The sequence below is a fragment of the Mesorhizobium sp. A556 genome (genome assembly GCF_054489545.1).
Map to the genome: position 1 here is coordinate 466,791 of NZ_JBTMXA010000001.1, position 26,099 is coordinate 492,889.

Consider the following 26,099-nt stretch of genomic DNA (forward strand, 5'->3'; position numbering starts at 1 on the left):
TTTCAATCCTGTCGGTATGCTTGAGCGATGCCCGAAATGCCGAGCCGTGCAAGGCCGGCGACTGTAGATTCGACAGGTCGGTGAGCGGCGCGCATTGCCGTTGCAACGCGGCCGATGCCATGTGCCGCGTCATAGCGTGGCCTGTAGCCGACAGGAAGGCTTTTTGCCGTTCCGTCCACGACAAGGCCGGCTCCCTTTTCGTCGCCGACCAGGGTCAGGGTCGCAGGGGCAGGGTGCGCGCATCCCTTGGCGCAGCCGGAGATGTGCAGCGTAAAGGACGGGTCGAACAATTCGGCAAGTTTTCCCGCGATTTCATCGGCGATTTCGCGCGTGGCGATCAGGCCCGAGGCGCAGGCTGGCGCACCGGGGCATGCCGCGATTTTCGTGCGCGGGTCGGTGGAACTGGTGACGAAGCCGAGTTCGGCGGCGCGCGCTTGCAGCTTTTGGCAGGCAGCTTTGGAAAGCTTGGGAAAAAGCAGCGCACGCTGCGGCGCAAGGCGGATTTCCGTTGCGCCGAGGGCGCTGGCCTCGCGGGCAAGCGCGATGATTTTTTTTGCCATCATCGATCCGAAGGGCAGGCCAATGCCGACGGCAAAAGCGTCATCGGCGAGAGGAAAGATGGCGACGGGTGAACGGTTTTCGCGAGGGACCGTTAGAGCGGCAGGCGTGATGGCCAGCAAATCCTTGGCGCGGCCTTCGAGGCCCAATGCGGCAATCGCTTGCAGGATGGAAAGGACGGCGCTCGGCGCTTCGGGGGTGTTCATCGAACGGATCGGCTTGGCAGTCATCGCGCTGCCGGCGATGGCGAGGCGCCACATGACCTCGCCGTCTTGGCGCTGCGTGGTCAGTCGTATATCGGCAAGGATGTCATCCATCGTCAACCGGCCGCCGCCGTCGATCACGACGGAGACTTTCGGCCCTAGACGCGAGGAGAGGCCGGTATCCGCAATCGTTTTGCGGATCGCTTGCGCCAGGGGGCGCGGGTCGGCGATCTCGTCCGGATCAAGCCCGGCCAGCGGGCCGGTTTCCACCGGTACGCCGGTGCGGACCGGGATACCGAGCGCGTCCACCTCCAACTCCAATTGCTGGGCGCTTTCCGCCGTTAGGCCGCGTATCTGAAGGCTGCCGCGCGCGGTGATTTCCATGATGCCGTTGCCGTGGCGCTGTGCCGCTTCACACAGGTCGATCAATTCATTCGGGGCGAGCCCGTCGGTTGCGGGATTGAGGCGAACCAGCAAACCGTCGCCAGTCTGCATTGGTGCGGACAGGGCCGGGCATGCGCCGCGCCGGGTGAAGGCGTTCATTCCGCCGCCTCCACTTCGTTGGGCGTTGTCGCTTCGGCAATGAGGGCGGCGAGGTCGTCGTCGATGGAATTGCGCAGCGGGTGCCACAGGCCGCGCCGCCGGGCCGACAGGAAACGCTCGGCAATGAATTTGGCGGCCGCCGGGTTTTCGCGCAGGATGAACGCCCGAACTTCCGGGTCGCCGACATAGGCGTCGTGCAGCGCCTCGATGAGTTCGCCTTGAATGGTGTTCGTCGTCTCGGCAAAACCGACCAGGCGGTCGACCGTTTCGGCTAATTCGGAAGCGCCGCGCGGGCCGTGGCGCATCTGGCCGTCGATAAAACGCTTGTTGACGGCGCGTGCCCGCACGACGCGCGAAACGGCTTGAGAAATCGAGCGGGGGCGGGGGCGTTGCGGGTCGGTGGTGTCGAGCACGATGACGTCGGCATTTTTGCCAAGTGCTGCCAGCGCCGCCGAAAAGCCGCCGATGAAGGCGACGTCGGCGGAGCCTTCCAGAATGTCGCGGCCGGGGTCGTCGCCGGTGTGGACGAGGAGGTCGGCCTCGGCGATGCGTTCAGCGAACGCGCCCGGCATGGAAATACCTTCGCCGTTTGCGCCGCCATAGGCGTGCGACGCGGCTGCGAGATAGGCCTGGCCGATTTCTTCGCGGGTGCTCCAGTCGCCGCTGGACAGAAGGTCTTCGACGCCCGCGCCATAGGTGCCGGGCGACGAGCCGAAAATGCGGGGGCTGATTCTTCCGGCGGCGCGGGTTTCGGCGGCGAGCGGGTTTTCCGAATCGTCCTCGTCGCGGGTGGCGACGGCATTAGCGGCAGCGTCGATCAGCGCGATCTGCGTCGGGAACATGTCGCGGAACAGGCCGGAAATGCGCCAGGTAACGTCGACGCGCGGGCGTCCAAGCAAAGCGGGCGGCAACACCTCGATGCCGGTGACGCGGCCGGTGGCGGCATCCCATTGCGGGCGGCATCCCATCAGCGCCAGGCCTTGCGCGATTTCCTCGCCGCCGGTGCGCAGCGATGCCGAACCCCACAGATCGATGACCAGCGAGCGCGGGTAGTCACCATGCGCCTGCATGTAGCTGAGCACGATTTCGTCGCTGGCCGCCTTGCCGATGTCGAACGCCGTGGGCGTCGGCATGGTGCGCGGGTCGGCGGTAAACAGATTGCGCCCGGTCGGCAGCACGTCGGTACGGCCACGCGCCGGCGCACCCGCCGGGCCGGCGGCGATGTGCTTGCCGTCGAGCGCGGCGATCAGCGCGTCTTTCTCGGAGGCAGTGCTCTGGCGGCGCAAGGGATCAGCCTCGTCTTTGGGCGAGCGGCCGTAAATATGCAGGCCGTCCTTGATGGCGAAATCCTTCAGGTCGCACAGCCAGGCATCGATGCGGCGCAGGGCTTCGTCGGGCGCATCGGTTTTCGCGACGCCCGCTTCCTTGGCGAGGTTGGTTTGCGCGGCGGTTTCGACGATCAGCTTGGCCAGCAGGTCGCGGCGGCGGCGGTCGAGGCCGTCGGCTTGCGCATACTCGTCCACCAAGCGCTCGAGCTTCTGCTGGTTTTCGTCCAGTCCGGCTTCCATCAGCGGCGGCGGCAGGTGCCCGAGTGTCACGGCTGAAATGCGGCGCTTGGCCTGTGCTGCCTCGCCCGGATTGGAAACGATGAAGGGATAGACGACGGGAAGCGAGCCGGTGACGATCTCGGGAAAGCAATTTTCGCTCATGGCGACCGTCTTGCCGGGTAGCCATTCCAGCGTGCCATGCGCACCGACATGGACGATGGCATGGACGCCAAGCACCCTTCGCAGCCACAGGCCGAAGGCGAGCAGTTCATGGCGCGGCGGCAGCGTCGGGTCGTGATAGTCGGCGCGGCGGTCGGCGGAGCGTCCACGATCGGGAGCCAGTGTTACGGTGACATTGCCGAAGGTGGCGGCGCGGAAGGGTATTTGGGGGTGGGTCGTGTTCAGTTTTCCCCAAGCTGCCTCGACGGCCTCGCATGCGGCGGCGGGCAGTTCTTCGGACAAGGCAAAATAGTCGGAGGTGCTCAAACCGTGGCTGCCGCGCTCCAGCAGTTCCAGCAGCGCGCGAGGCGATTGCGGAATCGCTTCAACGGCATAGCCGTGGTCTTTCATGTCGTGCAGCATGGCTAGAACGCTGGAAGGCACATCGAGACCCACCGCATAACCGGTGCGACCGGGTGCGCTTGGATAGTCGGGGATCAGGATCGCAAGCTTGCGCTCGGCTCGCGGGGTGCGTTGCAGGCGGACGAAGGCTTTTATCCGATCCGCCACTTGCGTGACGCGGTCGGGTTCGGGGCGGTTGGCGAGCGCGCGCAAACCGAGCGCCGGATTGGTGTCCATCTCGCCCTTGAACGAGATCGCGCCGGCCAGGATACGGCCGTCAAGTTCGGGCAGGACCACGTGCATGGCGAGATCGGCGGGGGCGAGGCCGCGCTGGTTTTCTTGCCAGATATCGCGGCGCGTCGTTGCCACGATTACCTGGAATACCGGCACGCCGGCGCGGTCGAACAGCGTCTGGCTGCCCGGTTCAGCACCCGAGGCGAAGGCCGTGGCGGCGACGATGGCAGAGGGGTTCAGCGTGGTAAGAGCGGTTTCGACGACGGCAAGCGAGGCCGGGTCCTTCAGGCTGGAGACGAAGATGGGAACAGGCGTCATGCCGCGCTGCCGGAGCGCTTCGGTCAAGGAATCGATGGGGGCGATATCGGCCGCCAGCAGCATCGAGCGATAGAAGAGAATGGGAACGACGGCGGCTGTTTCGCCCTCTATGCAGGGCACTTCGACGACGCCCTTGCCCGGCTCGTAATAGCCGGCCTTGGGTACTGTGACCGGCTCGGCGGCGGAAATATCTGTTCCGGCCAATTTCGCCAGGCGATGCACCAGGGCTGCCATGTTGGCGGGGCCGCCTTCGCGAAAATAGTCGAGCAGGGCCTCGAGTTCGGCGCGGTGCAGGGTGGAGGCCTCGATCAGCCGCAAGTCCTCGTCGCGGCATTCGCCGGGCAGCAGCGCCAGTTTAATGCCGCGAGCGCGCGCGATGGAAGCCAACTGGTCGCAGCCGTAGCGCCACCAGTCATAGCCGCCAAGAATACGGACTAGGATGACCTTTGCATGCTGCGCAACGCTGTCGATCCATAGATCGACGGACATGGGATGGCGCAAATCGCGCAAGGGCGCGAGCCGCATCGACGGCAAGCGCTGCGCGTCGGCCTGCCATGCAGCCGCCAGACCGGCCAGATCACTATCGGTGAAGGACAGCGCCACCACATCCGCCGGCGTCTGCCGCAGATCGACAGGCTCGGCGAGATCGTCGAGCGAGGCGGAAGTGGTGGTCAGAATGTGCATGGGCGGCGCGCCGACTTTATCCGATCAATATTTTCTCGATGACGGGGCGGTTCAACCCTTTCAGGCCGATGACCACCAGGCGCGAGCGGCGGTCGTCTTCGGGCGTCCAGACGCGGTCGTAATAGTGAGTGACGCGGGGGCCGACCGCTTGCAGCAAAAGCCGCATCGGCTTGGTGGACACTTCGACAAAACCTTTCACGCGCAGCACGTTTTCCTGTTCGGCGGCGGCGATGACGCGCTTGGCGAGGTCGTCGGGGTTCGCGATCGAGGGGATGTCGATGATGATCGAATCGAAATCGTCGTGCTCATGACCGCCCATGCCGTCGTGATGGCTCCAGCGGTTTTCGATGTCGTCTTCGACGGCGAGGCCGAGACCGAGCAGCACCGACGGATCGACCTTGCCTTGCGAGACCGGCAGGGTTTTGACGGCGCGGGCACGGCTCTTGGCGATGATGTCGTTGGCGCGCGCCATGGCGGCATCGTCCATGAGATCGCTCTTGGACAGGATGATGAGATCGGCGCAGGCGACCTGATCCTCGAACACTTCCTCGACCGGATCGTCATGGTCGAGCGTCGGGTCGGCGGCGCGCTGGGCGGCCAGCGCATCCATGTCGGAAGCGACCTGACCGGCGGAGAGCGCTGCGCCATCGACCACGGCGATGACACCGTCGACAGTGACGCGACTTTTGACCGTCGGCCACTGGAATGCCTGAACCAGCGGTTTCGGCAGGGCAAGGCCGGACGTTTCGATCAGGATGTGATCGACAGGGGGCTGGAGCGACAGGATACGGTCGAGCGCGGGCACGAAATCGTCGGCGACCGTGCAGCAGATGCAGCCATTGGCGAGTTCGACGATATTTTCCTCGGGGCAGGTGTCGATGCCGCAGCCTTTAAGAATATCGCCGTCGACGCCGATGTCTCCGAATTCGTTGACGATGAGGGCCAGCCGCTTGCCGCTGGAGTTCTCCAGCAAATGGCGAACCAGCGTGGTTTTTCCCGAACCGAGAAAGCCGGTGATGACGGTGCAGGGAACACGGGATGCGGTCATGGTCAGTCCTTCAGCGTGGCAAGGGGAGGGATGCGTGCGACGAGGCCGCGTTTCAGCGAATCGGGGCGGCCGCGCCAGGGGATGAGGCCGTCGCTGGACGTGGCGAAGAGTTTTGCGCCGGCGACGAGATCGGGGCCGCTGGTTACGGTCAGGTCGCCGAAAACATAGCTCCAGCAGCCGTCGCGCAGGATGGCTGCGCTGAGGCGGCGCTTGCAGTTGCCAAGGCATTCGACGGTGCGGATATGGATGTTTTCGTCGATAGCGGCGCGGCGTGTATTTTCCGCCAACGTCTCGCCTGCGCTGGGACGGGCATCCGAGCCGGTTTCGTCGCGGCACGATGAACAGACGATGATCGTCGCCTCGATACCGGATAGAATATCGGCGGACTCAGCCGGAAAATTGCCGTTCTGGTTCAAGACCTGCTCCATGCCCGGAAACCCGCCAGGCTATCGGATTATTTCTCGCAGACGGCAGGTCTCCTGGCTCGCGGGTCATCGCCTTGGCCGCCTTCCCAGGAAAATCCCAGTGGCATTCGGCCTTGGCTCGTCGCTTACAGTTGCGGGGACAGCCGCGGATTTGCGACTTTCGTCGCGCACCGCATTCCCTCTTCGCTCCTCCCTGTGAAAAGAGGAGACCGTCTGGAGCGGATTTAGGCGTTAGTGAGAGGCCGTGTCAACGTGTCGATGCGACAGCGCGATGTCGGCCAGCGCCGGTCCGAGATCGCCGGCCGGCGTGATTTCGATATGTTCAAGGCCGAGCCAGCCCTGCATCTGCTTCAGTTCCTCGAAAAGATGGGCGGCGGCGTCTGTGGGTGCGGTCGCTTCGGCGTAGGCGGCGTGGACGCGCAGCACGCTTGCCGGGCGGTCGGCCTTGAGGTCGACGCGGGCAGCGATTTTATCGCCGAGCAGGAAAGGCAGCACATAGTAGCCATACTGGCGCTTTTCGGCCGGCGTGTAGATTTCGATCCGGTAGCGGAAGTCGAACAGGCTTTCGGCGCGCGAGCGCTCGAACACCAGCGGATCGAAAGGCGCGAGCATGGCGCGCGCCTCGACCTTACGCGGCATACGGGCGTCCTTCTGGAGATAGGCCGGCTTGTTCCAGCCCTCGACGCGGACAGGCAGAATTTCGCCTTCATCGACCAGTTCTTCCAGCCGGCCCTTCATGTCGGCAGGAGAGAGACGAAAATAATCGCGTAAACAGTTGGCGGTGGCGACGCCGTGGGCGCGGGCCGAGATGCGCAGCAGTTCGCGATGGGAGTCGGCGGGCGAGGGCGTGGGCAGGGCCAGGACCGCCTGCGGCAGCACGCGTTCGGGCAGGTCGTAGAATCGCTCGAAGCCGCGCCGATAGGCGGTGGTGATGCGCCCGGCCCAGAACAGCCATTCGAAGGCGTGCTTAGCCTCGCTCCAACCCCACCAGCCGCCGGAACCTTTCTGGCCGTCAAGCTCGGATGCGGCAATCGGCCCGCGCGCCACGATTTCGCGAAAAATGTCTTCTATATAGGCGGCGCGTTCGCGGCCGAATTTGGCGAGGCCGCCATACATGCCGTCGCCGCGCTCCGCCCGCGCCATGCGCCAGCGCATCAACGGCCAGGTTTCGACCGGAAGGTAGGAAGCTTCGTGCGCCCAATACTCGAAGACTGCACGTTTTCGTGAAATGGCAGCATTGTCGAGCAGCGAAAGCGGGTAGGGGCCGAGCCTGGAATAAAGCGGCATGTAGTGCGCGCGGATCACGGCGCTGACGGAATCGATCTGCAACAGGCCGGTCCGCGACAAAACGCGCGAAAAATGCCGGCGGTCCGGCGTGCCGGCTGGCCGCGTGTCACAGAAGCCTTGTGCAGCAAGCGCTATGCGGCGCGCGAGCCGGAGCGATATGTTTTCCTTCATGCCGGTTCCGGGCAATCCTTGAGCTTGGGGGCGGTGATTCCACGCATGGTAACAGGCATCCGGTACAGGAATGTCAGGAGATAAAAGTGGAGTAAAAAAAGAAGGAAATCAAACGCGCGCCAATCGGGCCAGTTTACCCACCGACGCCATTCCGATACCGTATTTTGAACAAGGTTTGACTTGCTTCGCCCGGAGTGCTGCGCTAACCCTCGCCGCGTTGCAGCATAGGCTCTAAACCGGTTCAGCACGCGCGTCGCGTTTCCGTGTTCGAGAATGGTGCTATAGATCAAGGCGGATTGGCCGCATCGGGAAGTTGGAGCATGAACGCGCTTATCAGTTCATACCTGCCCATCGTCATTTTCATCGGCGTGGCGCTGGTTGTCGGTCTGGCCTTGCTGGCCGTACCGTTCATGGTGGCCTTCCGCAGCCCCGATCCGGAAAAGCTTTCGGCCTATGAATGCGGCTTCAATTCCTTCGACGATGCCCGCATGAAGTTCGACGTCCGCTTTTACCTGGTGTCGATCCTGTTCATCATCTTCGATCTTGAGGTGGCTTTCCTGTTTCCATGGGCGGTCTCCTTCGGCGAGATCGGCATGCTCGGCTTCTGGTCGATGATGGTGTTTTTGGCGGTGCTGACCATCGGCTTCGCCTATGAGTGGAAAAAGGGAGCGCTGGAATGGGATTGAACGACAGTTCCGGCACGCTGGTCGCGCCGCGTCCCAAGGGTATTCTCGATCCGAACACGGGCAAGCCGGTCGGCGCGGACGATCCGTTTTTCCTGGGCATCAACGACGAGCTTTCCGACAAGGGTTTTCTCGTCACCTCGACCGAGGCATTGATTACGTGGGCGCGCACGGGCTCGCTGATGTATATGACCTTCGGCCTGGCCTGCTGCGCGGTGGAAATGATCCACTCCGCCATGCCGCGCTATGACAGCGAGCGTTTCGGAATCGCGCCGCGCGCATCGCCGCGCCAGTCGGACGTGATGATCGTGGCGGGCACGCTGACCAACAAGATGGCGCCGGCGCTGCGCAAGGTTTACGACCAGATGCCGGAGCCACGCTACGTCATCTCCATGGGTTCCTGCGCCAATGGCGGCGGCTATTATCATTATTCCTATTCGGTGGTGCGCGGATGCGACCGCATCGTGCCCGTGGATATTTATGTGCCCGGCTGTCCGCCCAGTGCGGAAGCGTTGATGTACGGCCTTCTTCTGCTGCAGAAGAAAATCCGCCGTACCGGCACGATCGAACGGTGAGCGCATGAGCGACCTACTTTACGACCTGGCGGATCATATCGCGGCAACCGTCGGTGCGGACGTCCTCGAAAGCGTCGTCGCCTATGGCGACCTGACGCTGACGGTGAAGGCCGCCGACATCGTCCATGTGGCGACTTTCCTGCGCGACGATCCGAAATGCCGGTTCATATCCATCATCGATGTTTGCGGGGCGGATTACCCATCGCGCCCTGACCGTTTCGAGGTGGTTTACCACTTCTTGTCGCCGCATTTGAACCATCGCATTCGCATCAAGGTTTTGGCGAATGAGGATACGCTGGTGCCGTCGATTACCGGCGTATTTGTTGGCGCCGACTGGTTCGAACGCGAGACTTACGATCTTTACGGCATCCTGTTTTCCGGTCACCCGGATTTGCGGCGCATCCTTACCGATTACGGTTTCGAAGGGCACCCGCTGCGCAAGGATTTTCCGCTGACCGGCTTTGTCGAGGTGCGCTATGACGACGAGGCCAAGCGCGTCATCTACGAGCCGGTGGAATTGAAGCAGGAATTCCGCAATTTTGATTTTCTCTCGCCATGGGAAGGCACGGACTACGTGCTGCCGGGCGACGAGAAAGCCAAGGCGAACTGAGGCAAACTATGGCCGAAACGTCGGTACGTAATTTCAACATCAACTTCGGCCCGCAGCATCCGGCGGCCCACGGCGTTTTGCGCCTTGTGCTCGAACTGGACGGCGAGGTCGTGGACCGTGTCGATCCGCATATCGGACTGCTGCATCGCGGCACCGAAAAGCTGATGGAGCACAAGACCTATCTCCAGGCTGTGCCCTATCTCGACCGGCTCGATTATTGCGCGCCGATGAATCAGGAGCATGCGTTCGCGCTCGCCGTCGAGCGCCTGCTCGGTATCGAGGTGCCGAAGCGCGGGCAACTGATCCGAGTTCTCTTTTCCGAGATCGGCCGCATCATGTCGCACCTGCTCAACGTGACGACGCAGGCCATGGACGTCGGTGCGCTGACGCCGCCGCTGTGGGGCTTCGTCGAGCGCGAAAAGCTGATGGTTTTCTACGAGCGCGCTTCCGGCTCGCGCATGCATGCCGCGTATTTCCGGCCAGGCGGCGTGCATCAGGATCTGCCTGAGCAACTGATCGAGGACATCGGCCGCTGGATCGATCCGTTCCTGAAGTCCGTCGACGATCTTGACGTGCTTTTGACGCCGAACCGTATCTTCAAGCAGCGCAATGCCGACATCGGTGTCGTTTCGCTGGAAGATGCCTGGGCCTGGGGCTTTTCCGGCGTCATGGTGCGCGGCTCGGGCGCCGCATGGGATTTACGCAAGTCGCAGCCCTACGAATGCTATGACGAGATGGAATTCGACATCCCCGTCGGCAAGAACGGCGACTGTTTCGACCGTTACCTGATCCGCATGGAAGAAATGCGCCAGTCGGCGCGGATCATGCGCCAGTGCGTGGACCGGTTGCTTGGCAAGGACGGCACCGGGCCGGTATCCAATCTCGACGGCAAGGTGGTGCCGCCGAAGCGGGCCGCGATGAAGCGCTCGATGGAAGCGCTCATCCATCACTTCAAGCTTTACACCGAGGGCTACAAGGTGCCGGCGGGCGAGGTCTATGCGGCCGTCGAGGCGCCGAAGGGCGAGTTTGGCGTCTATCTTGTCTCGGACGGCACCAACAAGCCTTATCGCTGCAAGCTGCGCGCGCCGGGGTTTGCCCATTTGCAGGCCATGGATTTCCTCTGCCGCGGCCACATGCTGGCGGACGTCACCGCGATCCTCGGCTCCCTCGATATCGTGTTTGGTGAGGTCGATCGCTAATGAGTGTGCGCCGTCTAGCAGAAGCCAGCGTCCAGCCAGCAAGCTTCGCCTTCGACCAGGCGAATACGGTGGCCGTGAAGCAGTGGATCAAGAAGTATCCGAAGGGCCGCGAGCAGTCTGCGATCATTCCGCTTTTGATGATCGCGCAGGAGCAGGAAGGCTGGGTCACGAAGGCGGCCATCGAGTCGGTCTGTACCATGCTGGACATGCCCTTTATCCGCGGGCTGGAAGTAGCGACCTTCTACACGCAGTTCCAGCTGAATCCTGTCGGCACCCGCGCCCATGTGCAGGTCTGCGGCACCACGCCCTGCATGCTGCGCGGCTCGGGCGACTTGATGGATGTGTGTCGCTCCAAAATCCACGATGACCAGTTCCACACCAACGATAGCGGCACGCTGTCGTGGGAAGAGGTCGAATGCCCGGGCGCTTGCGTCAACGCGCCGATGGTGATGATTTTCAAGGATGCCTATGAGGATTTGACGCCGGAACGGCTGTCCGAAATTATCGATGCATTTGAAGCGGGCAAGGGCAATACGGTGACGCCCGGTCCGCAGAACGGCCGCATGAATTCGGAGCCGTTTGGCGGACTCACCTCGTTGACCGACGAGAAGGCCATTCTGAAGTCGACGCGCGACAGGGAAGCAAAGGCTGCTTCCAAGGCCGCGAAAATTCCGCCTTCAGATGCCGCCAAGCCCGCGACCGACAAGGCGGAGACCAATCCCGCACTGAAAACGCCGGCCAAGCCCGCACCCGCCGCTGAGACGAAGTCGCCTTCGCCGACTTTCAGCGCCAAACAGGCCAACAAGGCCGAGCCGGCTGTCGAGGCCGTCGAAGGCAAGCAGCGTACCGGGCTGAAGGTGACTGCGGCGCCGAAGGGCGCGTATCAATCGCCACAGACACTCAAGCGCGTAGCCGTCGACGTCGCCGGCACGAAAGGTCCTGCAGCTAAGCCTTCGTTGGAACACAAGGATCGCCCCGCCGCCATCGCCAAGCCGGCGGCAGCGGACGACCTCAAGCTCATTTCCGGCGTAGGGGCGAAGAACGAAGGCATTTTGCATTCGCTTGGTATCTTCACTTTCGCGCAGGTCGCTTCTTGGAAGAAGGCCGAACGCGACTGGGTCGACGGCTATCTCAATTTCCATGGCCGGGTCGAGCGCGAGGATTGGGTGAAGCAGGCCAAGGCGCTCGCCAAGGGCGGCGTCGCCGAATACATCCGCGTCTTCGGCAAGAAGCCGGTCTGAGGGACGAAAAATGCTTCAGGACAAAGACCGCATCTTCACCAATATCTACGGCCGGTTCGACACGTCGCTGGCCGGCGCGATGGCGCGTGGCGCATGGGACAATACCCCCGGCATCATCGCCAAGGGCCGCGAGTGGATCGTCAACGAGATGAAGGCGTCCGGCCTGCGCGGGCGCGGCGGGGCGGGCTTTCCGACCGGTCTCAAATGGTCGTTCATGCCCAAGCAGAGCGACGGCCGCCCGAGCTACCTTGTCGTCAATGCCGACGAATCCGAACCCGGCACCTGCAAGGACCGCGATATATTGCGCCACGATCCGCACACGCTGGTCGAAGGCTGCCTGCTCGCCGGTTTCGCGATGGGCGCGGTTGCCGCCTACATTTATGTGCGCGGCGAGTTCATCCGCGAGCGCGAGGCGTTGCAGCGCGCCATCGACGAGGCCTATGCGGCCAAGCTGATCGGCAAGGGCAACACGTCCGGCTATGATTTCGATATCTACATGCACCACGGCGCCGGTGCTTATATCTGCGGCGAGGAAACGGCGCTGCTGGAAAGCCTTGAGGGCAAAAAAGGCCAGCCGCGGCTGAAGCCGCCATTCCCGGCCAATGTCGGCCTCTATGGCTGCCCGACGACGGTCAACAACGTCGAATCCATTGCCGTTGCCCCGACCATCCTGCGGCGCGGCGCGGCCTGGTTCTCGTCGTTCGGCCGCCCCAACAATGCCGGCACCAAGCTTTTCTGCATCTCCGGCCACGTCAACAATCCGTGCACGGTCGAAGAAGCGATGTCGATCCCGTTCCGCGAACTGATCGAGACGCATTGCGGCGGCATTCGCGGCGGCTGGGACAATCTGCTGGCGGTTATCCCGGGCGGAGCCTCGGTGCCGCTGGTGCCGGCCGAGCAGATCATCGATACGCCGATGGATTTCGACGCCCTGCGCGATCTCAAGTCGGGCCTCGGTACGGCAGCCGTCATCGTCATGGACAAGTCGACCGACATCGTGAAGGCGATCGCGCGCCTGTCCTATTTCTACAAGCACGAAAGCTGCGGCCAGTGCACGCCGTGCCGCGAAGGCACCGGCTGGATGTGGCGGGTGATGGAGCGGCTGGTGGTCGGTCAGGCGCAAAAGCGCGAGATCGACATGCTGCTCGACGTCACCAAGCAGGTGGAAGGCCATACGATCTGCGCGCTTGGCGATGCGGCGGCGTGGCCGATCCAGGGCCTGATGCGGCATTTCCGTGGCGAAGTGGAACGGCGTATCGACGAGTTTTCGCGCAATGCGCACCAGGCCGAGCCGGTGCTGGTGGCGGCGGAGTGACGATGACGAAGGACACGAAAGACATTTTGCCGAAGGAGGTCGCTAACGCTGTCGACCTGCTCGCGAATCCTGTTGCGGGTGCTGTGGCGATGTCGGCGTTCGGCATCGGGCTTGCCAGCCATGCCTTCGGCGTCTGGGTGGGTGCTATGACGGGCGCGGCAGGCGTGTCCAAGCAGTTTTTCGACCCGGAAGCTGCCGGGCAGCCAACTGAGGTGGCGAAGCCGTCGAAAGTCGTGACCAAGTCCAAGCGCGTCAAAGCGGACGTTCTGGCCGAGGATGTTCGTCAGTCGATACCGGCCGACAAACTGGGTGCAGCCGATGATTTGAAGGCGATTTCGGGTGTCGGGCCGAAGCTGGAGCAGGTTCTGAACGGGCTCGGCATCCGGTCTTACGGGCAGATTGCCGCGTGGACACCCGACGAGATCGAGGCGACGGAAGAGACACTTGGCTTCAACGGTCGAATCGTTCGTGACGATTGGATCGGTCAGGCTGCGGCGTTGGCTGGAACGAAACATTGAATTGCTGCCGCTGGCCGCTTCGGTGGCTGCGGAGAAGAAGAATTGCGGAATGTCCGCAGAGGTTTGAGGCGACATGACTAAGCTCAAGGTCGACGGGAAAGAGATCGAGGTACCCGACCACTACACGCTGTTGCAGGCGGCGGAAGAGGCGGGTGCGGAAGTGCCGCGCTTCTGCTTCCACGAGCGGTTGTCGATTGCCGGCAACTGCCGCATGTGCCTGGTCGAAGTGAAGGGCGGGCCGCCCAAGCCGCAGGCTTCCTGCGCCATGGGAGTGCGCGATCTGCGCCCTGGCCCGAATGGCGAGCCGCCGGAAGTCTTTACCAATACGCCGATGGTCAAGAAGGCCCGCGAAGGCGTGATGGAATTCCTGCTGATCAACCATCCGCTCGATTGCCCGATCTGCGACCAGGGCGGCGAATGCGACCTGCAGGACCAGGCGATGGCGTTCGGTACCGACGGCTCGCGCTACAAGGAAAACAAACGCGCGGTCGAGGACAAATATATCGGCCCGCTGGTCAAGACGATCATGACGCGCTGCATCCACTGCACGCGCTGCGTCCGCTTCACCACGGAAGTGGCCGGCATTTCCGAGCTTGGCCTGATCGGCCGTGGCGAGGATGCCGAGATCACCACCTATCTCGAAAGCGCGATGACTTCCGAGTTGCAGGGCAACGTCATCGACCTGTGCCCGGTCGGCGCGCTGACCTCGAAACCCTATGCGTTCCAGGCTCGTCCGTGGGAATTGACCAAGACCGAATCCATCGACGTGATGGATGCGGTGGGTTCGGCCATTCGTGTCGATTCGCGTGGCCGCGAAGTGATGCGCATCCTTCCGCGCATCAACGAGCAGGTGAACGAGGAATGGATTTCCGACAAGACCCGCTTCATCTGGGACGGCCTTCGCACGCAGCGCCTTGACCGGCCCTATGTGCGCAAGGACGGCAAGCTGGTGCCGGCTAGCTGGGCCGAGGCGTTTTCCGCGATCAAGGACGCCGTCTCAAAAACTTCGCCAGACAAGATCGGTGCGATTGCCGGCGATCTGGCCGCCGTCGAGGAAATGTATGCGCTGAAGCAGTTGATGGCGTCGCTGGGATCGGCGAACCTTGATTGCCGGCAGGACGGTGCGGCGCTCGATCCAGCGCTTGGCCGGGCAAGCTACATCTTCAACTCGACCATCGAGGGCATCGAGCAAGCTGATGCCGTGCTGATCATCGGCGCTAATCCTCGTTTCGAGGCTTCCGTGCTCAACACGCGAATTCGCAAGCGCTTCCGCGCCGGCCCGCTGCCGGTCGGTGTCATCGGCGATATCGGCGACACGCGCTATGACTACGAACAACTGGGCGCCGGCCCCGAATCGCTGAAGGATCTGGCCGATGGCAACGGCAAGTTTTTCCAGACACTCAAGAAAGCCAGCCATCCGCTGATTATCGTGGGGCAGGGCGCATTGGCGCGTGCCGACGGTGCGGCGGTGCTGGGCCAGGCGGCGAAGCTCGCCACAGCAGTCAATGCCAGCCGCGCGGACTGGAACGGCTTTGCCGTGCTGCATACGGCTGCGGCGCGCGTCGGCGGCCTCGATCTGGGCTTTGTCCCGGGCGAGGGCGGCAAGGACGTTGCCGCCATGCTCGGCGGCACCGAAGTCCTGTTTCTGCTCGGTGCGGACGAACTCGACATGGCCAGGACCGGCGGCGCATTCGTCGTCTATATCGGCACGCATGGCGATGCCGGCGCGCACCGCGCCAACGTCATCCTGCCGGGCGCGGCCTATACGGAAAAGTCGGGCACCTATGTCAACACGGAAGGCCGCGTGCAGCACGCAAGCCGCGCCGGTTTCGCGCCCGGCGACGCGCGCGAGGACTGGGCGATTTTGCGGGCACTGTCGGATGTGCTCGGCCATAAACTGCCGTTCGATTCGCTGCCGCAGCTTCGCGCCCAGCTTTATGCGGAATTCCCGCATTTCGCCCGCATCGACCAGATCGCCGCAGGAGACGAGGCCGATATCGCCAAGGTGGCGAAGCTGGGCGGAAAGCTTGGTAAAGGGGCTTTCACCTCGCCGATCAGGGATTTTTATCTTACCAACCCGATTGCGCGCGCTTCGGCGGTAATGGCGGAGTGCTCCGCTCTGGCCCATAACGGCTTCAAGCAGGCGGCGGAATAAACATGGATACGTTTTTCTCCTTCTACGTGCTGCCGGCGCTGATCATCCTGTTGAAGTCGGTCGTGCTGATCGTCGTGCTTTTGATCTTCGTGGCCTATATTCTCTACGCCGACCGCAAGATCTGGGCAGCGGTGCAGTTGCGCCGTGGTCCCAATGTCGTCGGCCCCTGGGGCACGCTGCAGGCGTTCGCCGATCTTTTGAAGTTCGTGTTCAAGGAACCGATCATTCCCTCCGGCGCCAACAAGGGCGTGTTCCTGCTGGCCCCGCTGGTATCGGCGGTGCTGGCGATCTCGGCATGGGCGGTGATCCCGGTCGATGCCGGCTGGGCCATAGCCAACATCAATGTCGGCATCCTGTTCGTGCTCGCCATCTCCTCGCTCGAAGTCTATGGCGTGATCATGGGCGGCTGGGCGTCCAACTCGAAATATCCGTTCCTCGGCGCGCTGCGTTCGGCAGCCCAGATGGTGTCCTATGAAGTCTCGATCGGCTTCGTCATCGTCACCGTGCTGCTCTGCGTGGGGTCGCTCAACCTGTCGGATATCGTGTTGTCGCAGCAGGATGGGCTCGGAACGCGCCTTGGCCTGCCCAATACGCTGCTCGACTGGCATTGGCTGTCGCTGTTTCCGATGTTCATCATCTTCATGATCTCGGCGATGGCCGAGACGAACAGGCCGCCCTTCGACCTCGTGGAGGCGGAATCGGAACTGGTGGCAGGTCACATGGTCGAGTATTCCTCGACGCCGTTCCTGCTGTTCTTCCTCGGTGAATATGTCGCCATCGTGCTGATGTGCGCGCTGACCACCATCCTGTTCCTCGGCGGATGGCTGCCGCCCTTCGACTTCGCGCCGTTCACCTGGGTTCCGGGCGTGATCTGGTTCGTGCTGAAGGTGTGCTTCGTCTTCTTCATCTTCTCGATGGCCAAGGCGGTGCTGCCGCGCTACCGCTACGATCAGTTGATGCGGCTCGGCTGGAAGGTGTTCCTGCCGATCTCGCTGTTCATGGTCGTGGCAACGGCCGCGTTTCTCAAATTGACGGGATTTGCCTGATGTCCGGGTTCAGTCAGGCGGCGGTATCGCTGCTTCTCAAGGATATTGTCGCCGGCTACGTACTCGGCTTGCGCCAGTTCTTTGCGCCCAAGGAAACGATCAACTATCCGCACGAGAAGGGGCCGATCAGCCCGCGTTTTCGTGGCGAACACGCCTTGCGCCGCTATCCGAACGGTGAAGAACGCTGCATCGCCTGCAAGCTGTGCGAGGCAATCTGCCCGGCGCAGGCGATCACCATCGAGGCCGGACCGCGCCGCAACGACGGCACGCGCCGCACCGTGCGCTACGACATCGACATGGTGAAGTGCATTTATTGTGGCTTCTGCCAGGAAGCCTGCCCGGTGGACGCGATCGTCGAGGGGCCGAACTTCGAATTCGCGACGGAAACGCGCGAGGAACTTTATTACGACAAGGACAAGCTTCTGGCGAACGGTGACCGCTGGGAGCGCGAACTGGCGCGCAATATGGAGTTGGACGCTCCGTATCGCTGACAAATCGGACGTACAGGGGACATGGCTGGAAGATGAAGCCGAAGAGTTTGCGAACCTTTCGGACACGCCCATCCCCTGAATTTTGAGTTGTGCATGTTTCTTTCGGCTCAGGTCTTTGAACCGGATCGGAACATGCGCTAGGAACACGCGGCTTCGCTACCGGAGGCGGTACGAGGCATTGTAGACGGGCAGGGCGCTGGCGCTTTGCCGGACAGGAACCCGGGGGAACCCATGCTGAACGGACTAGAGGCGGCCTTCTTCTACCTCTTCGCCTTTGTCGCGGTGGCGTCGGCCTTTATGGTCATCGCCTCGCGCAATCCCGTGCATTCCGTGCTGTTCCTCATCCTCACCTTCTTCAACGCGGCCGGGCTGTTCATGCTGGCGGGCGCTGAATTCCTGGCGATGATCCTGCTCATCGTCTATGTCGGCGCGGTCATGGTGCTGTTTTTGTTCGTCATCATGATGCTGGATGTGGACTTTGCCGAGTTCAAGAGCGGAGCGCTGCAATATGCGCCCATCGGCGCGCTGGTCGGCCTCATTCTGGCCGTGGAATTGATCGTGGTGACCGGCGGCTATGTGTTTTCGCCGAAGATCGACGCCGTCGCCTCCCACCCCATTCCAGACCTCGCGGTGCGCTCGAATACGGCGGCGCTCGGCGACATCATCTACACGGACTATCTCGTTTTCTTCCAGATCGCGGGCATGGTTCTGCTCGTCGCCATGATCGGCGCCATCGTTCTCACGTTGCGCCATAAGCCGAACGTCAAGCGCCAGCATATTCCGACGCAGAACGCCCGCACGCCGGAAACGGCAATCGAAATCAAGAAGGTTGTGACGGGGAAGGGTATCTGACATGAGCGTCGGCATCGGACATTACCTGACCCTTTCGGCCGTGCTGTTCACGCTCGGCATCTTCGGCATCTTTCTCAATCGCAAGAACGTCATCGTCATCTTGATGTCGATCGAGCTTCTGTTGCTGGCCGCGAACCTCAATTTCGTGGCGTTCGCCTCGGTGTTGGGCGATCTCGTCGGGCAGGTGTTCACCCTGTTCGTACTGACGGTCGCTGCTGCGGAAGCCGCGATCGGGCTTGCCATTCTCGTCGTATTCTTCCGCAATCGCGGCTCGATCGCGGTCGAAGACGTCAACATGATGAAGGGCTGAGGAATGTATCAGGCCATAGTCTTTCTTCCCCTTATCGGCTTTCTAGTCGTCGGCCTGTTTGGCACGCCGCTTGGCGCCAAGGCGTCGGAATATATCACCTCCGGCCTGCTGGTGATCTCGGCGGTGCTGTCGTGGGTCGCCTTCTTCTCCATCGGTTTTTCGAATACGGAAGTGTTCACCGTGCCGGTGCTGCGCTGGATCCAGTCCGGCGGCATCGACGCGGCATGGGCGCTGCGCATCGACACGCTGACCGTGGTCATGATGGTGGTGGTCAACACCGTGTCGGCGCTGGTTCACATCTATTCGATCGGCTACATGCACCACGATCCGAACCGGCCGCGCTTCTTCGCCTATCTGTCGCTGTTCACCTTCGCCATGCTGATGCTGGTGACCTCCGACAATCTGATCCAGATGTTCTTCGGCTGGGAGGGCGTCGGCCTCGCCTCCTATCTGCTGATCGGTTTCTGGTACAAGAAGCCGACCGCCAATGCCGCCGCCATCAAGGCGTTCGTCGTCAACCGTGTCGGCGATTTCGGCTTCATCCTCGGCATCTTTGGCGTGTTCGTGCTGTTCGGCTCGCTCAATCTCGGCACCATCTTCGCCAATGCCGCGACGTATCTGCCGGCCGAGGGTGCGCCGGAGGGGGCTGCGGTGCTGAATTTCCTCGGCTACATGCTCGATAAGCAGGCGGCCATTACCATCGTTTGTCTGCTCCTGTTCATGGGCGCGATGGGCAAGTCGGCGCAGGTGCCGCTGCACACCTGGCTGCCGGACGCCATGGAAGGCCCGACGCCGGTTTCGGCGCTTATCCATGCGGCAACCATGGTTACCGCCGGCGTGTTCATGCTGGCGCGCCTGTCGCCGCTGTTCGAGCTTTCGCACACGGCGCTCCTGATCGTGACCTTTATCGGCGCGATTACCGCCTTCTTCGCGGCGACGGTCGGCCTGGTGCAAAACGACATCAAGCGTGTCATCGCCTATTCGACCTGCTCGCAGCTCGGCTACATGTTCGTGGCGCTGGGCGTCGGCGCCTATGGCGTCGCCATCTTCCACCTGTTCACGCACGCCTTCTTCAAGGCGCTTTTGTTCCTTGGCTCCGGCTCGGTCATCCATGCGGTGTCGGACGAGCAGGACATGCGCAAGATGGGCGGCCTGCGCAAGCTGATCCCATCCACCTACTGGACCATGATCATCGGCACGCTGGCGCTGACCGGCGTCGGCATTCCGGCGACGATCATCGGCACCGCCGGCTTCTTCTCCAAGGACGCCATCATCGAGGCCTCTTTCGTTGGCCAGAACTCGATGGCCGGCTTTGCCTTCCTGCTTCTGGTCATCGCGGCCGGCTTCACCAGTTTCTATTCGTGGCGGGTGATTTTCATGACCTTCCACGGCGAACCGCGCGCCAGCCACGAGGTCATGCACCATGTGCACGAATCGCCGCCGGTGATGCTGGTGCCGCTGTACATCCTGGCCGCAGGCTCGCTGTTTGCCGGTGTGCTCTTTGCCCACTATTTCATTGGCGAGGGCTATGCCGAGTTCTGGAAGGCGTCGCTGTTCACGCTGCCGGACAACCACGTGCTGCATGCCATGCATGAAGTGCCGTTGTGGGTGCAATTGGCGCCGATCGTCGTCACCGTCATCGGCTTCCTCTTGGCGTACCAGTTCTATATCCGCGATCCGCAAATGCCGAAGAACCTCGCGGCGCAGCATCGCGGCCTTTACGCCTTCCTGCTCAACAAATGGTATTTCGACGAACTGTACGACTTCCTGTTCGTGCGGCCGGCAAAGCGCCTCAGCACCTTCCTGTGGAAGACAGGCGACGGCAGGATCATCGACGGGCTCGGGCCTGACGGTATTTCGGCGCGTGTCATCGACGTCACCAACCGCGTGGTCAAGCTGCAGACCGGCTACCTCTATCACTACGCCTTCGCCATGCTGATCGGCGTTGCGGCTCTCGTCACCTGGATGATGCTCTGATGACCGACTGGCCAATTCTATCGACGGTGACGTTTCTGCCGCTGGTGGGCGTGCTTTTGGTGCTGCTCATTCGCGACGATAGCGAGAACGCGCGCCGCAACGTGCGCGCCATCACGCTGCTGACCACCGCCGTCACTTTCATCGTTTCGCTGTTCATCTGGATCGGCTTCGACAATTCGCAGGCCGGCTTCCAGATGGTGGAGAAGCACGCCTGGCTGGATTCCGGCATCTCCTACCATATGGGCGTCGACGGCATTTCGATGCTGTTCGTGATCCTGACGACGTTCCTGATGCCGCTGTGCATCCTGGCTTCGTGGGAGACGATCCAGAAGAACGTCAAAGCCTACATGATTTCGTTCCTGCTGCTGGAAACGCTGATGGTTGGCGTGTTCTGTGCGCTCGACATCGTGCTGTTCTACGTGTTCTTCGAAGGCAGCCTGATCCCGATGTTCATCATCATCGGCGTGTGGGGTGGCAAGCGGCGCGTCTATGCCTCGTTCAAGTTTTTCCTTTATACGCTGCTCGGATCGGTGCTGATGCTGCTCGCCATCATGGCGATGTTCTTCCAGTCCGGCACGACCGATATTCCGACGCTGTTGACGCATAATTTCCCGGCATCGATGCAGACCTGGCTGTGGCTGGCCTTCCTCGCCTCGTTCGCGGTGAAAATCCCGATGTGGCCGGTGCATACCTGGTTGCCCGACGCCCACGTCGAGGCGCCGACGGCGGGGTCGGTGATCCTTGCCGGCATCATGCTGAAGCTTGGCGGGTACGGTCTCATCCGCTTCTCGCTGCCGATGTTCCCGCTTGCCTCGGACATGTTCGCGCCGCTGGTCTTCACGCTTTCGGTGGTTGCCATTCTCTACACCTCGCTGGTCGCGCTGATGCAGGACGACATGAAGAAGCTGATCGCCTATTCGTCGGTGGCGCATATGGGCTTCGTCACCATGGGCATCTTCGCCGCCAACCAGCAGGGTGTGCAGGGCGCGATCTTCCAGATGCTGTCGCATGGCCTGGTTTCCAGCGCGCTGTTCCTGTGTGTCGGCGTCATCTACGACCGGATGCATACGCGCGAAATCGACGCTTATGGCGGGCTGGTCAACACCATGCCGAAATATGCGGTCGCGTTCCTGATCTTCACCATGGCCAATGTCGGCCTGCCCGGCACCTCCGGCTTCGTCGGCGAGTTCCTGACGATGCTCGGCGCCTTCCGCGTCAATACGTGGGTTGCGGTTCTGGCGGCCATCGGCGTCATCCTCTCAGCGTCTTATGCGCTGTGGCTTTATCGGCGCATCATTTACGGCGCGCTGACCAAGGAAAGCCTGAAGGGCATGCTGGACCTGTCGCTCCGTGAAAAGGCGATCCTCTACCCGCTGGTGATCCTCATCATCTTCTTCGGCGTCTATCCGGCGCCGGTGCTCGATGCGACGGCCCAATCGGTCAACAACCTCGTCACCAACGTTACTGCATCCATTGAAGCCGCGCAGACCGCGGCGGCGAACTGACCGGGGGAACTATGACGCCGGACCTTTATTTCAGTCTTTCGCTCACCACGCCCGAGCTGATCGTCGCAGTCGGTGCGCTGGCGCTGCTGATGGTCGGCGTCTATGCGCGCGGCAATACCAGTACGCTTGTCACCACGCTGGCGGTCCTTGTGATGGCTGCCGCCGGTGCCTGGATCGTGTTGTTCACCGGCGACGGCTATGCCTTCAACAATGCGTTCGTCAGCGATCCGTTTGCCAGATTCATGCAGGTGCTGACGCTGATCGGCTCAAGCGTGACACTCATCATGTCCATCGGCTTCGCCAAGGCGGAGAAATTCGACACGTTCGAATATCCCGTGCTGGTCATGCTTTCGACGCTGGGCATGATGCTGATGGCGTCGGCCAACAATCTGATCGCGCTTTACATCTGCTTCGAGTTGCAGTCACTGGCACTTTATATTGTCGCCGCGATCAACCGCGAAAGCCTGCGTTCGAGCGAAGCCGGCTTGAAATATTTCGTGCTCGGCGCGCTCGCCACCGGCATGATGCTCTACGGCATCTCGCTGATTTATGGCTACACCGGCTCGGTCGAGTTCGCCACGATCCGCGATGCGGTCGGTGCGGAGCGGCAGGTCGGCGTGCTGTTCGGCCTGGTGTTCATCCTGGCCGGCCTGGTGTTCAAGATTTCCGCCGCCCCGTTCCACATGTGGACGCCGGACGTCTACGAAGGCTCGCCGACGCCGGTGACCGCCTTTTTCGCGGTGGCGCCCAAGGTGGCGACTATGGCGCTCATCCTGCGCCTCGTCATGGCTCCCTTCGAGCCCGCCGCCGCCGACTGGCAGCAGATCATCGTCTTCGTGTCCATCGCCTCGATGGCGGTCGGCTCGTTTGCCGCCATCGGGCAACGCAACTTCAAGCGCCTGATGGCCTATTCCTCGATCGGTCATATGGGCTTTGCGCTAGTCGGCCTTTCGGCCAACAGCCAGGACGGCGTGCGCGGCGTCGTCATCTACATGCTGATCTACGTGGCGATGACGCTGGGCACTTTCGCGTTCATCATTGCCATGCGCCGCAAGGAAGGGCCGGTGGAAAAGATCGACGACCTTGCCGGCCTGTCGAGCACCAATCCTGTCATGGCAACGATGCTGACGATCCTCCTGTTCTCGCTGGCCGGCATTCCGCCGCTCGCCGGGTTCTGGGCGAAATGGTACGTGTTCCTCGCCGCTATCAATGCCGGCCTCTATGCCCTTGCGATCATCGGCGTGCTGACCTCGGTGGTTGCCGCGTTCTACTATCTGCGGATCATCAAGATCATGTGGTTCGATGAGCCCGTTGGCGGTTTCGTGCCGATGGCCGGCGAATTGCGGGTGGTTCTTGGTCTTTCGGGTGCTTTCGTTCTGTTTTACGTGCTGATCGGCGGGCCTATAGGCACCTTGGCGCAGGCTGCAGCCAAGAGCTTCTTCTGACGGGCGGCATGGCATTTCGCCTGGCTCCACCCTGCGAGGCGGAAGGGTTCCGCCTTGAAGCCCATGAAACGGTAGGGTCGACCAATGCGCTGGCGCTCGATCACGCGCGGGCAGGCGACCCCGGTAAGCTCTGGGTCGTTTCCAAACAGCAGGAAAGCGGGCGGGGGCGGCGCGGCCGCGTATGGGCTACGCCGCACGGCAATCTGGCCGCAACGCTGTTGCTTCGCTTCGAAGGCGATCTCCGGCTTGCCGCGACGCTGGGCTTCGTCGCCGGGCTGGCGCTGGCCGATGCGCTTGACGCGGTGGTTCCCAAGGGGCGCATCGCGATCGGCCTTGACGGGGCAAGCGCTGGAAAAAACCGCTTCGAACTGAAATGGCCGAACGACGTTCTGGCTTCGGGCGCCAAGCTTGCCGGAATATTGCTGGAATCATCGATGCTCGATGGCGGGCGATTGGCGGTTGCCGTCGGGATCGGAGTCAATGTGGTGGCTTATCCACCGGATTTGCCTTATCCGGCAACTTCGCTTCATGCGCTTGGTGCCGAGTGCGATGCGGAAACGTTGTTCCTGGCGCTGTCGGATGCCTGGAGCGCCAATGCGCGCCTCTGGAATGACGGGCGTGGTCTCGGTGCCATTCGCGAGCGCTGGCTGGCGCGGGCAGCGGGGCTTGGCGGACAGGTTGCCGTTAGACTGGATGGCAAGGTAGTGCGCGGGACTTTTGAGACGATTGACGAAGACTGCCGGTTCGTGATCCGCGACGACCAGGGTTCGGTTCTGACGATCGCGGCGGGCGACGTGCATTTCGGAGCGGTTGCCTCCGCCCACGCCTGAACGGCGAGAATTATCGGCCCCAGATTTATAGGCCAGTGCCAGGCCCCTCGGTCCGGCCGGCCAGAAAAGGAAAGACAATGGCGAAAGCAACCACAACCGATCTCGTATTCGTGCCGCTTGGCGGTGTCGGCGAGATCGGCATGAACTTCGCTCTTTATGGCTACGGTCCGGCCAATGCCCGCGAATGGATCGTCATCGACGTCGGCGTGACCTTCCCGGATGCAACGCTGCCCGGCGTCGACCTGGTGCTGCCCGATACGCAATTCATCGAGCGGCATCTCGACAAGTTGCGCGGCATCGTCATCACGCACGCACATGAAGACCACTACGGCGCGCTGCTCGACCTCTGGCCGAAGCTGAAGGCACCGGTGTGGATGACGCCGTTCTCGGCCGGCCTGCTCGACGCCAAGCGGCAGGGCGAGCACAATGCACCGAAAATTCCCGTGACGATTTTCCGGGCCGGCGAAAAATTCACCGTCGGTCCGTTCGAGATCGAGGCGATCCCTGTCGCGCACTCCATTCCCGAGCCGATGTCGCTGGCGATCACAACGCCGTTGGGGACCGTCATCCACACGGGCGACTGGAAGATCGATCCGGCACCCACCGTCGGGCCGATGACCGACGAGGCGCGCTTCCGCGCCTATGGCGACAAGGGCGTGCTGGCGTTGATCTGCGATTCCACCAATGCGATGCGGGAAGGCGACTCGCCCTCCGAGCAGGCGGTGGGCGAGGGCATCAAGGGTGTGATCCAGAAGGCCGTGGGGCGAGTTGCCGTTACCACCTTTTCTTCCAATGTCGGGCGTATCGTTTCCATCGCCAGGGCGGCGCGCGATGCCGGGCGCCAGTGCCTGGTGCTTGGCCGTTCGTTGAAACGCGTCATCGATGTGGCCGGTGAACTCGGCTATCTGGACGGTCTGCCGGAATTCATCAGCGAGGAAGATTTCGGGTTCATCCCGCGCGAAAATCTCGTCATCATCTGCACCGGCAGCCAGGGTGAGCCGCTGGCTGCGCTGGCAAAACTGTCGCGCGGCGAAATGAAGGCGGTGGCGCTGACGGCCGGCGATACGGTGGTGTTCTCGTCGCGCACGATTCCGGGCAACGAGAAGGCGATCCTGGCGATCCAGAACGGCCTGATCGATCTCGGCATGAAGATCATCGAGGATGGCGATGCGCTGGTGCATGTTTCCGGCCACCCGCGCCGCAGCGAATTGAAGCAGATGTATTCATGGGTGCGCCCGCAGATCGGCGTTCCGGTGCATGGCGAGGCGGCGCACCTGGCCGCGCAAGGCTCGCTGATGGCGATGTCCGGTATCGGCCAGGTGGCGCAGGTGCGCGACGGCGATATGCTGCGGCTGGCGCCCGGACCGGCAGCCATTATCGACAAGGTTCCTTTCGGGCGCATCTACAAGGACGGGCGGCTGATCGGCACCGAGCAGGCAATGGGCATCAAGGACCGGCGCAAGCTTTCCTTTGCCGGCCATGTTGTGGTCAATGTCGTGCTGGACGAGAAATACGAACTGGCCGGCGACCCGGATCTGGTCTCGATCGGCGTGGCGGAAGTCGACCGGCGCGGCGAGGCGCTGGAAGATTTGATGCTCGATGCGGCAATCGGCGCCGTAGACTCCATACCCCGGCAGCGCCGAAAAGACCTGGACATGATACAAGAAGCCGTTCGGCGCGCGGTGCGTAGCGCTGCCAACGAAGCCTGGGGTAAGAAGCCGGTGGTGACGGTGTTCGTCACGAGGTAAAACTGCCGGCGAGGACAAGG

The 26,099-nt window shown here is 62.4% G+C and carries 22 protein-coding genes and 1 riboswitch; of the genes, 17 read left to right on the forward strand and 5 right to left on the reverse strand.

Annotation, left to right across the window (positions count from 1 at the left end; genetic code table 11):
• Positions 1-2 precede the first annotated feature (2 nt).
• From cobG to ACX3P0_RS02290, 5 genes are all read right to left on the reverse strand, one after another.
• Positions 3-1,304, reverse strand: a complete 1,302-nt coding sequence (gene cobG, locus ACX3P0_RS02270) for a precorrin-3B synthase (RefSeq protein ID WP_459086242.1) — start codon at positions 1,302-1,304, stop codon at positions 3-5.
• Positions 1,301-4,648: a cobaltochelatase subunit CobN gene (gene cobN, locus ACX3P0_RS02275; protein WP_459086244.1), complete on the reverse strand. Its 3,348-nt coding sequence runs from the start codon at positions 4,646-4,648 to the stop codon at positions 1,301-1,303. The genes cobG and cobN overlap by 4 nt, the downstream gene beginning before the upstream one ends.
• 16 nt (positions 4,649-4,664) lie before the next feature.
• Positions 4,665-5,696, reverse strand: coding sequence for a cobalamin biosynthesis protein CobW (gene cobW / locus ACX3P0_RS02280; protein ID WP_459086246.1), 1,032 nt, complete (start codon positions 5,694-5,696; stop codon positions 4,665-4,667).
• A gap of 2 nt (positions 5,697-5,698) precedes the next feature.
• A complete protein-coding gene (locus ACX3P0_RS02285; protein WP_459078408.1) occupies positions 5,699-6,124 on the reverse strand; it encodes a DUF1636 family protein in 426 nt (141 codons plus the stop codon).
• Positions 6,125-6,148: 24 nt separating this feature from the next.
• A riboswitch (cobalamin riboswitch) is annotated at positions 6,149-6,350 on the reverse strand.
• A gap of 2 nt (positions 6,351-6,352) precedes the next feature.
• Complete coding sequence (locus tag ACX3P0_RS02290) at positions 6,353-7,579, reverse strand: winged helix-turn-helix domain-containing protein (protein ID WP_459086248.1); 1,227 nt, start codon at positions 7,577-7,579, stop codon at positions 6,353-6,355.
• 320 nt (positions 7,580-7,899) lie between these two features.
• Between ACX3P0_RS02290 and ACX3P0_RS02295 the strand changes: the two genes are divergently transcribed.
• The 17 genes from ACX3P0_RS02295 to ACX3P0_RS02375 all read left to right on the forward strand — a co-directional run bounded on the left by ACX3P0_RS02295 (position 7,900) and on the right by ACX3P0_RS02375 (position 26,079).
• Positions 7,900-8,265 (forward strand): NADH-quinone oxidoreductase subunit A, encoded by a 366-nt coding sequence (locus ACX3P0_RS02295; protein ID WP_459086250.1) that lies wholly within the window; start codon positions 7,900-7,902, stop codon positions 8,263-8,265.
• On the forward strand, positions 8,256-8,837 hold the full coding sequence (locus ACX3P0_RS02300; protein ID WP_459078405.1) for a NuoB/complex I 20 kDa subunit family protein: 582 nt from the start codon (positions 8,256-8,258) through the stop codon (positions 8,835-8,837). The genes ACX3P0_RS02295 and ACX3P0_RS02300 overlap by 10 nt, the downstream gene beginning before the upstream one ends.
• 4 nt (positions 8,838-8,841) lie before the next feature.
• Positions 8,842-9,447 (forward strand): NADH-quinone oxidoreductase subunit C, encoded by a 606-nt coding sequence (locus tag ACX3P0_RS02305; RefSeq protein ID WP_459086252.1) that lies wholly within the window; start codon positions 8,842-8,844, stop codon positions 9,445-9,447.
• An 8-nt stretch (positions 9,448-9,455) separates the two neighbouring features.
• A complete protein-coding gene (locus ACX3P0_RS02310) occupies positions 9,456-10,646 on the forward strand; it encodes an NADH-quinone oxidoreductase subunit D (RefSeq protein WP_459078403.1) in 1,191 nt (396 codons plus the stop codon).
• On the forward strand, positions 10,646-11,887 hold the full coding sequence (locus ACX3P0_RS02315) for an NADH-quinone oxidoreductase subunit E (protein WP_459086254.1): 1,242 nt from the start codon (positions 10,646-10,648) through the stop codon (positions 11,885-11,887). Before ACX3P0_RS02310 ends, ACX3P0_RS02315 begins: the two co-directional genes overlap by 1 nt.
• 10 nt (positions 11,888-11,897) lie before the next feature.
• Positions 11,898-13,202, forward strand: coding sequence for an NADH-quinone oxidoreductase subunit NuoF (nuoF, locus tag ACX3P0_RS02320; protein ID WP_459086256.1), 1,305 nt, complete (start codon positions 11,898-11,900; stop codon positions 13,200-13,202).
• Between the two features lie 2 nt (positions 13,203-13,204).
• Positions 13,205-13,720 (forward strand): NADH-ubiquinone dehydrogenase, encoded by a 516-nt coding sequence (locus ACX3P0_RS02325; protein ID WP_459086258.1) that lies wholly within the window; start codon positions 13,205-13,207, stop codon positions 13,718-13,720.
• 73 nt (positions 13,721-13,793) lie between these two features.
• Positions 13,794-15,875, forward strand: coding sequence for an NADH-quinone oxidoreductase subunit NuoG (nuoG, locus tag ACX3P0_RS02330; RefSeq protein WP_459086260.1), 2,082 nt, complete (start codon positions 13,794-13,796; stop codon positions 15,873-15,875).
• Positions 15,876-15,877: 2 nt separating this feature from the next.
• Positions 15,878-16,921 (forward strand): NADH-quinone oxidoreductase subunit NuoH, encoded by a 1,044-nt coding sequence (gene nuoH, locus ACX3P0_RS02335; RefSeq protein WP_459078398.1) that lies wholly within the window; start codon positions 15,878-15,880, stop codon positions 16,919-16,921.
• Positions 16,921-17,412: an NADH-quinone oxidoreductase subunit NuoI gene (gene nuoI / locus ACX3P0_RS02340; protein WP_459078397.1), complete on the forward strand. Its 492-nt coding sequence runs from the start codon at positions 16,921-16,923 to the stop codon at positions 17,410-17,412. The genes nuoH and nuoI overlap by 1 nt, the downstream gene beginning before the upstream one ends.
• Positions 17,413-17,643: 231 nt before the next feature.
• The gene (locus tag ACX3P0_RS02345; RefSeq protein ID WP_459078396.1) at positions 17,644-18,264 is read left to right on the forward strand and encodes an NADH-quinone oxidoreductase subunit J; all 621 of its coding nucleotides are present in this window, start codon (positions 17,644-17,646) and stop codon (positions 18,262-18,264) included.
• Between the two features lies 1 nt (position 18,265).
• Positions 18,266-18,574, forward strand: coding sequence for an NADH-quinone oxidoreductase subunit NuoK (gene nuoK, locus ACX3P0_RS02350; protein ID WP_459078395.1), 309 nt, complete (start codon positions 18,266-18,268; stop codon positions 18,572-18,574).
• Positions 18,575-18,577: 3 nt separating this feature from the next.
• Complete coding sequence (nuoL, locus tag ACX3P0_RS02355) at positions 18,578-20,551, forward strand: NADH-quinone oxidoreductase subunit L (protein WP_459078394.1); 1,974 nt, start codon at positions 18,578-18,580, stop codon at positions 20,549-20,551.
• Positions 20,551-22,056 (forward strand): NADH-quinone oxidoreductase subunit M, encoded by a 1,506-nt coding sequence (locus tag ACX3P0_RS02360; protein ID WP_459086262.1) that lies wholly within the window; start codon positions 20,551-20,553, stop codon positions 22,054-22,056. The genes nuoL and ACX3P0_RS02360 overlap by 1 nt, the downstream gene beginning before the upstream one ends.
• A gap of 11 nt (positions 22,057-22,067) precedes the next feature.
• On the forward strand, positions 22,068-23,501 hold the full coding sequence (gene nuoN / locus ACX3P0_RS02365) for an NADH-quinone oxidoreductase subunit NuoN (RefSeq protein WP_459078392.1): 1,434 nt from the start codon (positions 22,068-22,070) through the stop codon (positions 23,499-23,501).
• 8 nt (positions 23,502-23,509) lie between these two features.
• Complete coding sequence (locus ACX3P0_RS02370) at positions 23,510-24,331, forward strand: biotin--[acetyl-CoA-carboxylase] ligase (RefSeq protein WP_459086264.1); 822 nt, start codon at positions 23,510-23,512, stop codon at positions 24,329-24,331.
• 77 nt (positions 24,332-24,408) lie between these two features.
• Positions 24,409-26,079: a ribonuclease J gene (locus ACX3P0_RS02375; protein ID WP_459086266.1), complete on the forward strand. Its 1,671-nt coding sequence runs from the start codon at positions 24,409-24,411 to the stop codon at positions 26,077-26,079.
• Positions 26,080-26,099 lie beyond the last annotated feature (20 nt).

Excerpts from the sequence above, each read along its gene's own strand:
- cobG (WP_459086242.1), bottom strand. The coding sequence starts at position 1,304 with ATGAACGCCTTCACCCGGCGCGGCGCATGCCCGGCCCTGTCCGCACCA.
- cobN (WP_459086244.1), bottom strand. The coding sequence starts at position 4,648 with ATGCACATTCTGACCACCACTTCCGCCTCGCTCGACGATCTCGCCGAG.
- cobW (WP_459086246.1), bottom strand. The coding sequence starts at position 5,696 with ATGACCGCATCCCGTGTTCCCTGCACCGTCATCACCGGCTTTCTCGGT.
- ACX3P0_RS02285 (WP_459078408.1), bottom strand. The coding sequence starts at position 6,124 with ATGGAGCAGGTCTTGAACCAGAACGGCAATTTTCCGGCTGAGTCCGCC.
- ACX3P0_RS02290 (WP_459086248.1), bottom strand. The coding sequence starts at position 7,579 with ATGAAGGAAAACATATCGCTCCGGCTCGCGCGCCGCATAGCGCTTGCT.
- ACX3P0_RS02295 (WP_459086250.1), top strand. The coding sequence starts at position 7,900 with ATGAACGCGCTTATCAGTTCATACCTGCCCATCGTCATTTTCATCGGC.
- ACX3P0_RS02300 (WP_459078405.1), top strand. The coding sequence starts at position 8,256 with ATGGGATTGAACGACAGTTCCGGCACGCTGGTCGCGCCGCGTCCCAAG.
- ACX3P0_RS02305 (WP_459086252.1), top strand. The coding sequence starts at position 8,842 with ATGAGCGACCTACTTTACGACCTGGCGGATCATATCGCGGCAACCGTC.
- ACX3P0_RS02310 (WP_459078403.1), top strand. The coding sequence starts at position 9,456 with ATGGCCGAAACGTCGGTACGTAATTTCAACATCAACTTCGGCCCGCAG.
- ACX3P0_RS02315 (WP_459086254.1), top strand. The coding sequence starts at position 10,646 with ATGAGTGTGCGCCGTCTAGCAGAAGCCAGCGTCCAGCCAGCAAGCTTC.
- nuoF (WP_459086256.1), top strand. The coding sequence starts at position 11,898 with ATGCTTCAGGACAAAGACCGCATCTTCACCAATATCTACGGCCGGTTC.
- ACX3P0_RS02325 (WP_459086258.1), top strand. The coding sequence starts at position 13,205 with ATGACGAAGGACACGAAAGACATTTTGCCGAAGGAGGTCGCTAACGCT.
- nuoG (WP_459086260.1), top strand. The coding sequence starts at position 13,794 with ATGACTAAGCTCAAGGTCGACGGGAAAGAGATCGAGGTACCCGACCAC.
- nuoH (WP_459078398.1), top strand. The coding sequence starts at position 15,878 with ATGGATACGTTTTTCTCCTTCTACGTGCTGCCGGCGCTGATCATCCTG.
- nuoI (WP_459078397.1), top strand. The coding sequence starts at position 16,921 with ATGTCCGGGTTCAGTCAGGCGGCGGTATCGCTGCTTCTCAAGGATATT.
- ACX3P0_RS02345 (WP_459078396.1), top strand. The coding sequence starts at position 17,644 with ATGCTGAACGGACTAGAGGCGGCCTTCTTCTACCTCTTCGCCTTTGTC.
- nuoK (WP_459078395.1), top strand. The coding sequence starts at position 18,266 with ATGAGCGTCGGCATCGGACATTACCTGACCCTTTCGGCCGTGCTGTTC.
- nuoL (WP_459078394.1), top strand. The coding sequence starts at position 18,578 with ATGTATCAGGCCATAGTCTTTCTTCCCCTTATCGGCTTTCTAGTCGTC.
- ACX3P0_RS02360 (WP_459086262.1), top strand. The coding sequence starts at position 20,551 with ATGACCGACTGGCCAATTCTATCGACGGTGACGTTTCTGCCGCTGGTG.
- nuoN (WP_459078392.1), top strand. The coding sequence starts at position 22,068 with ATGACGCCGGACCTTTATTTCAGTCTTTCGCTCACCACGCCCGAGCTG.
- ACX3P0_RS02370 (WP_459086264.1), top strand. The coding sequence starts at position 23,510 with ATGGCATTTCGCCTGGCTCCACCCTGCGAGGCGGAAGGGTTCCGCCTT.
- ACX3P0_RS02375 (WP_459086266.1), top strand. The coding sequence starts at position 24,409 with ATGGCGAAAGCAACCACAACCGATCTCGTATTCGTGCCGCTTGGCGGT.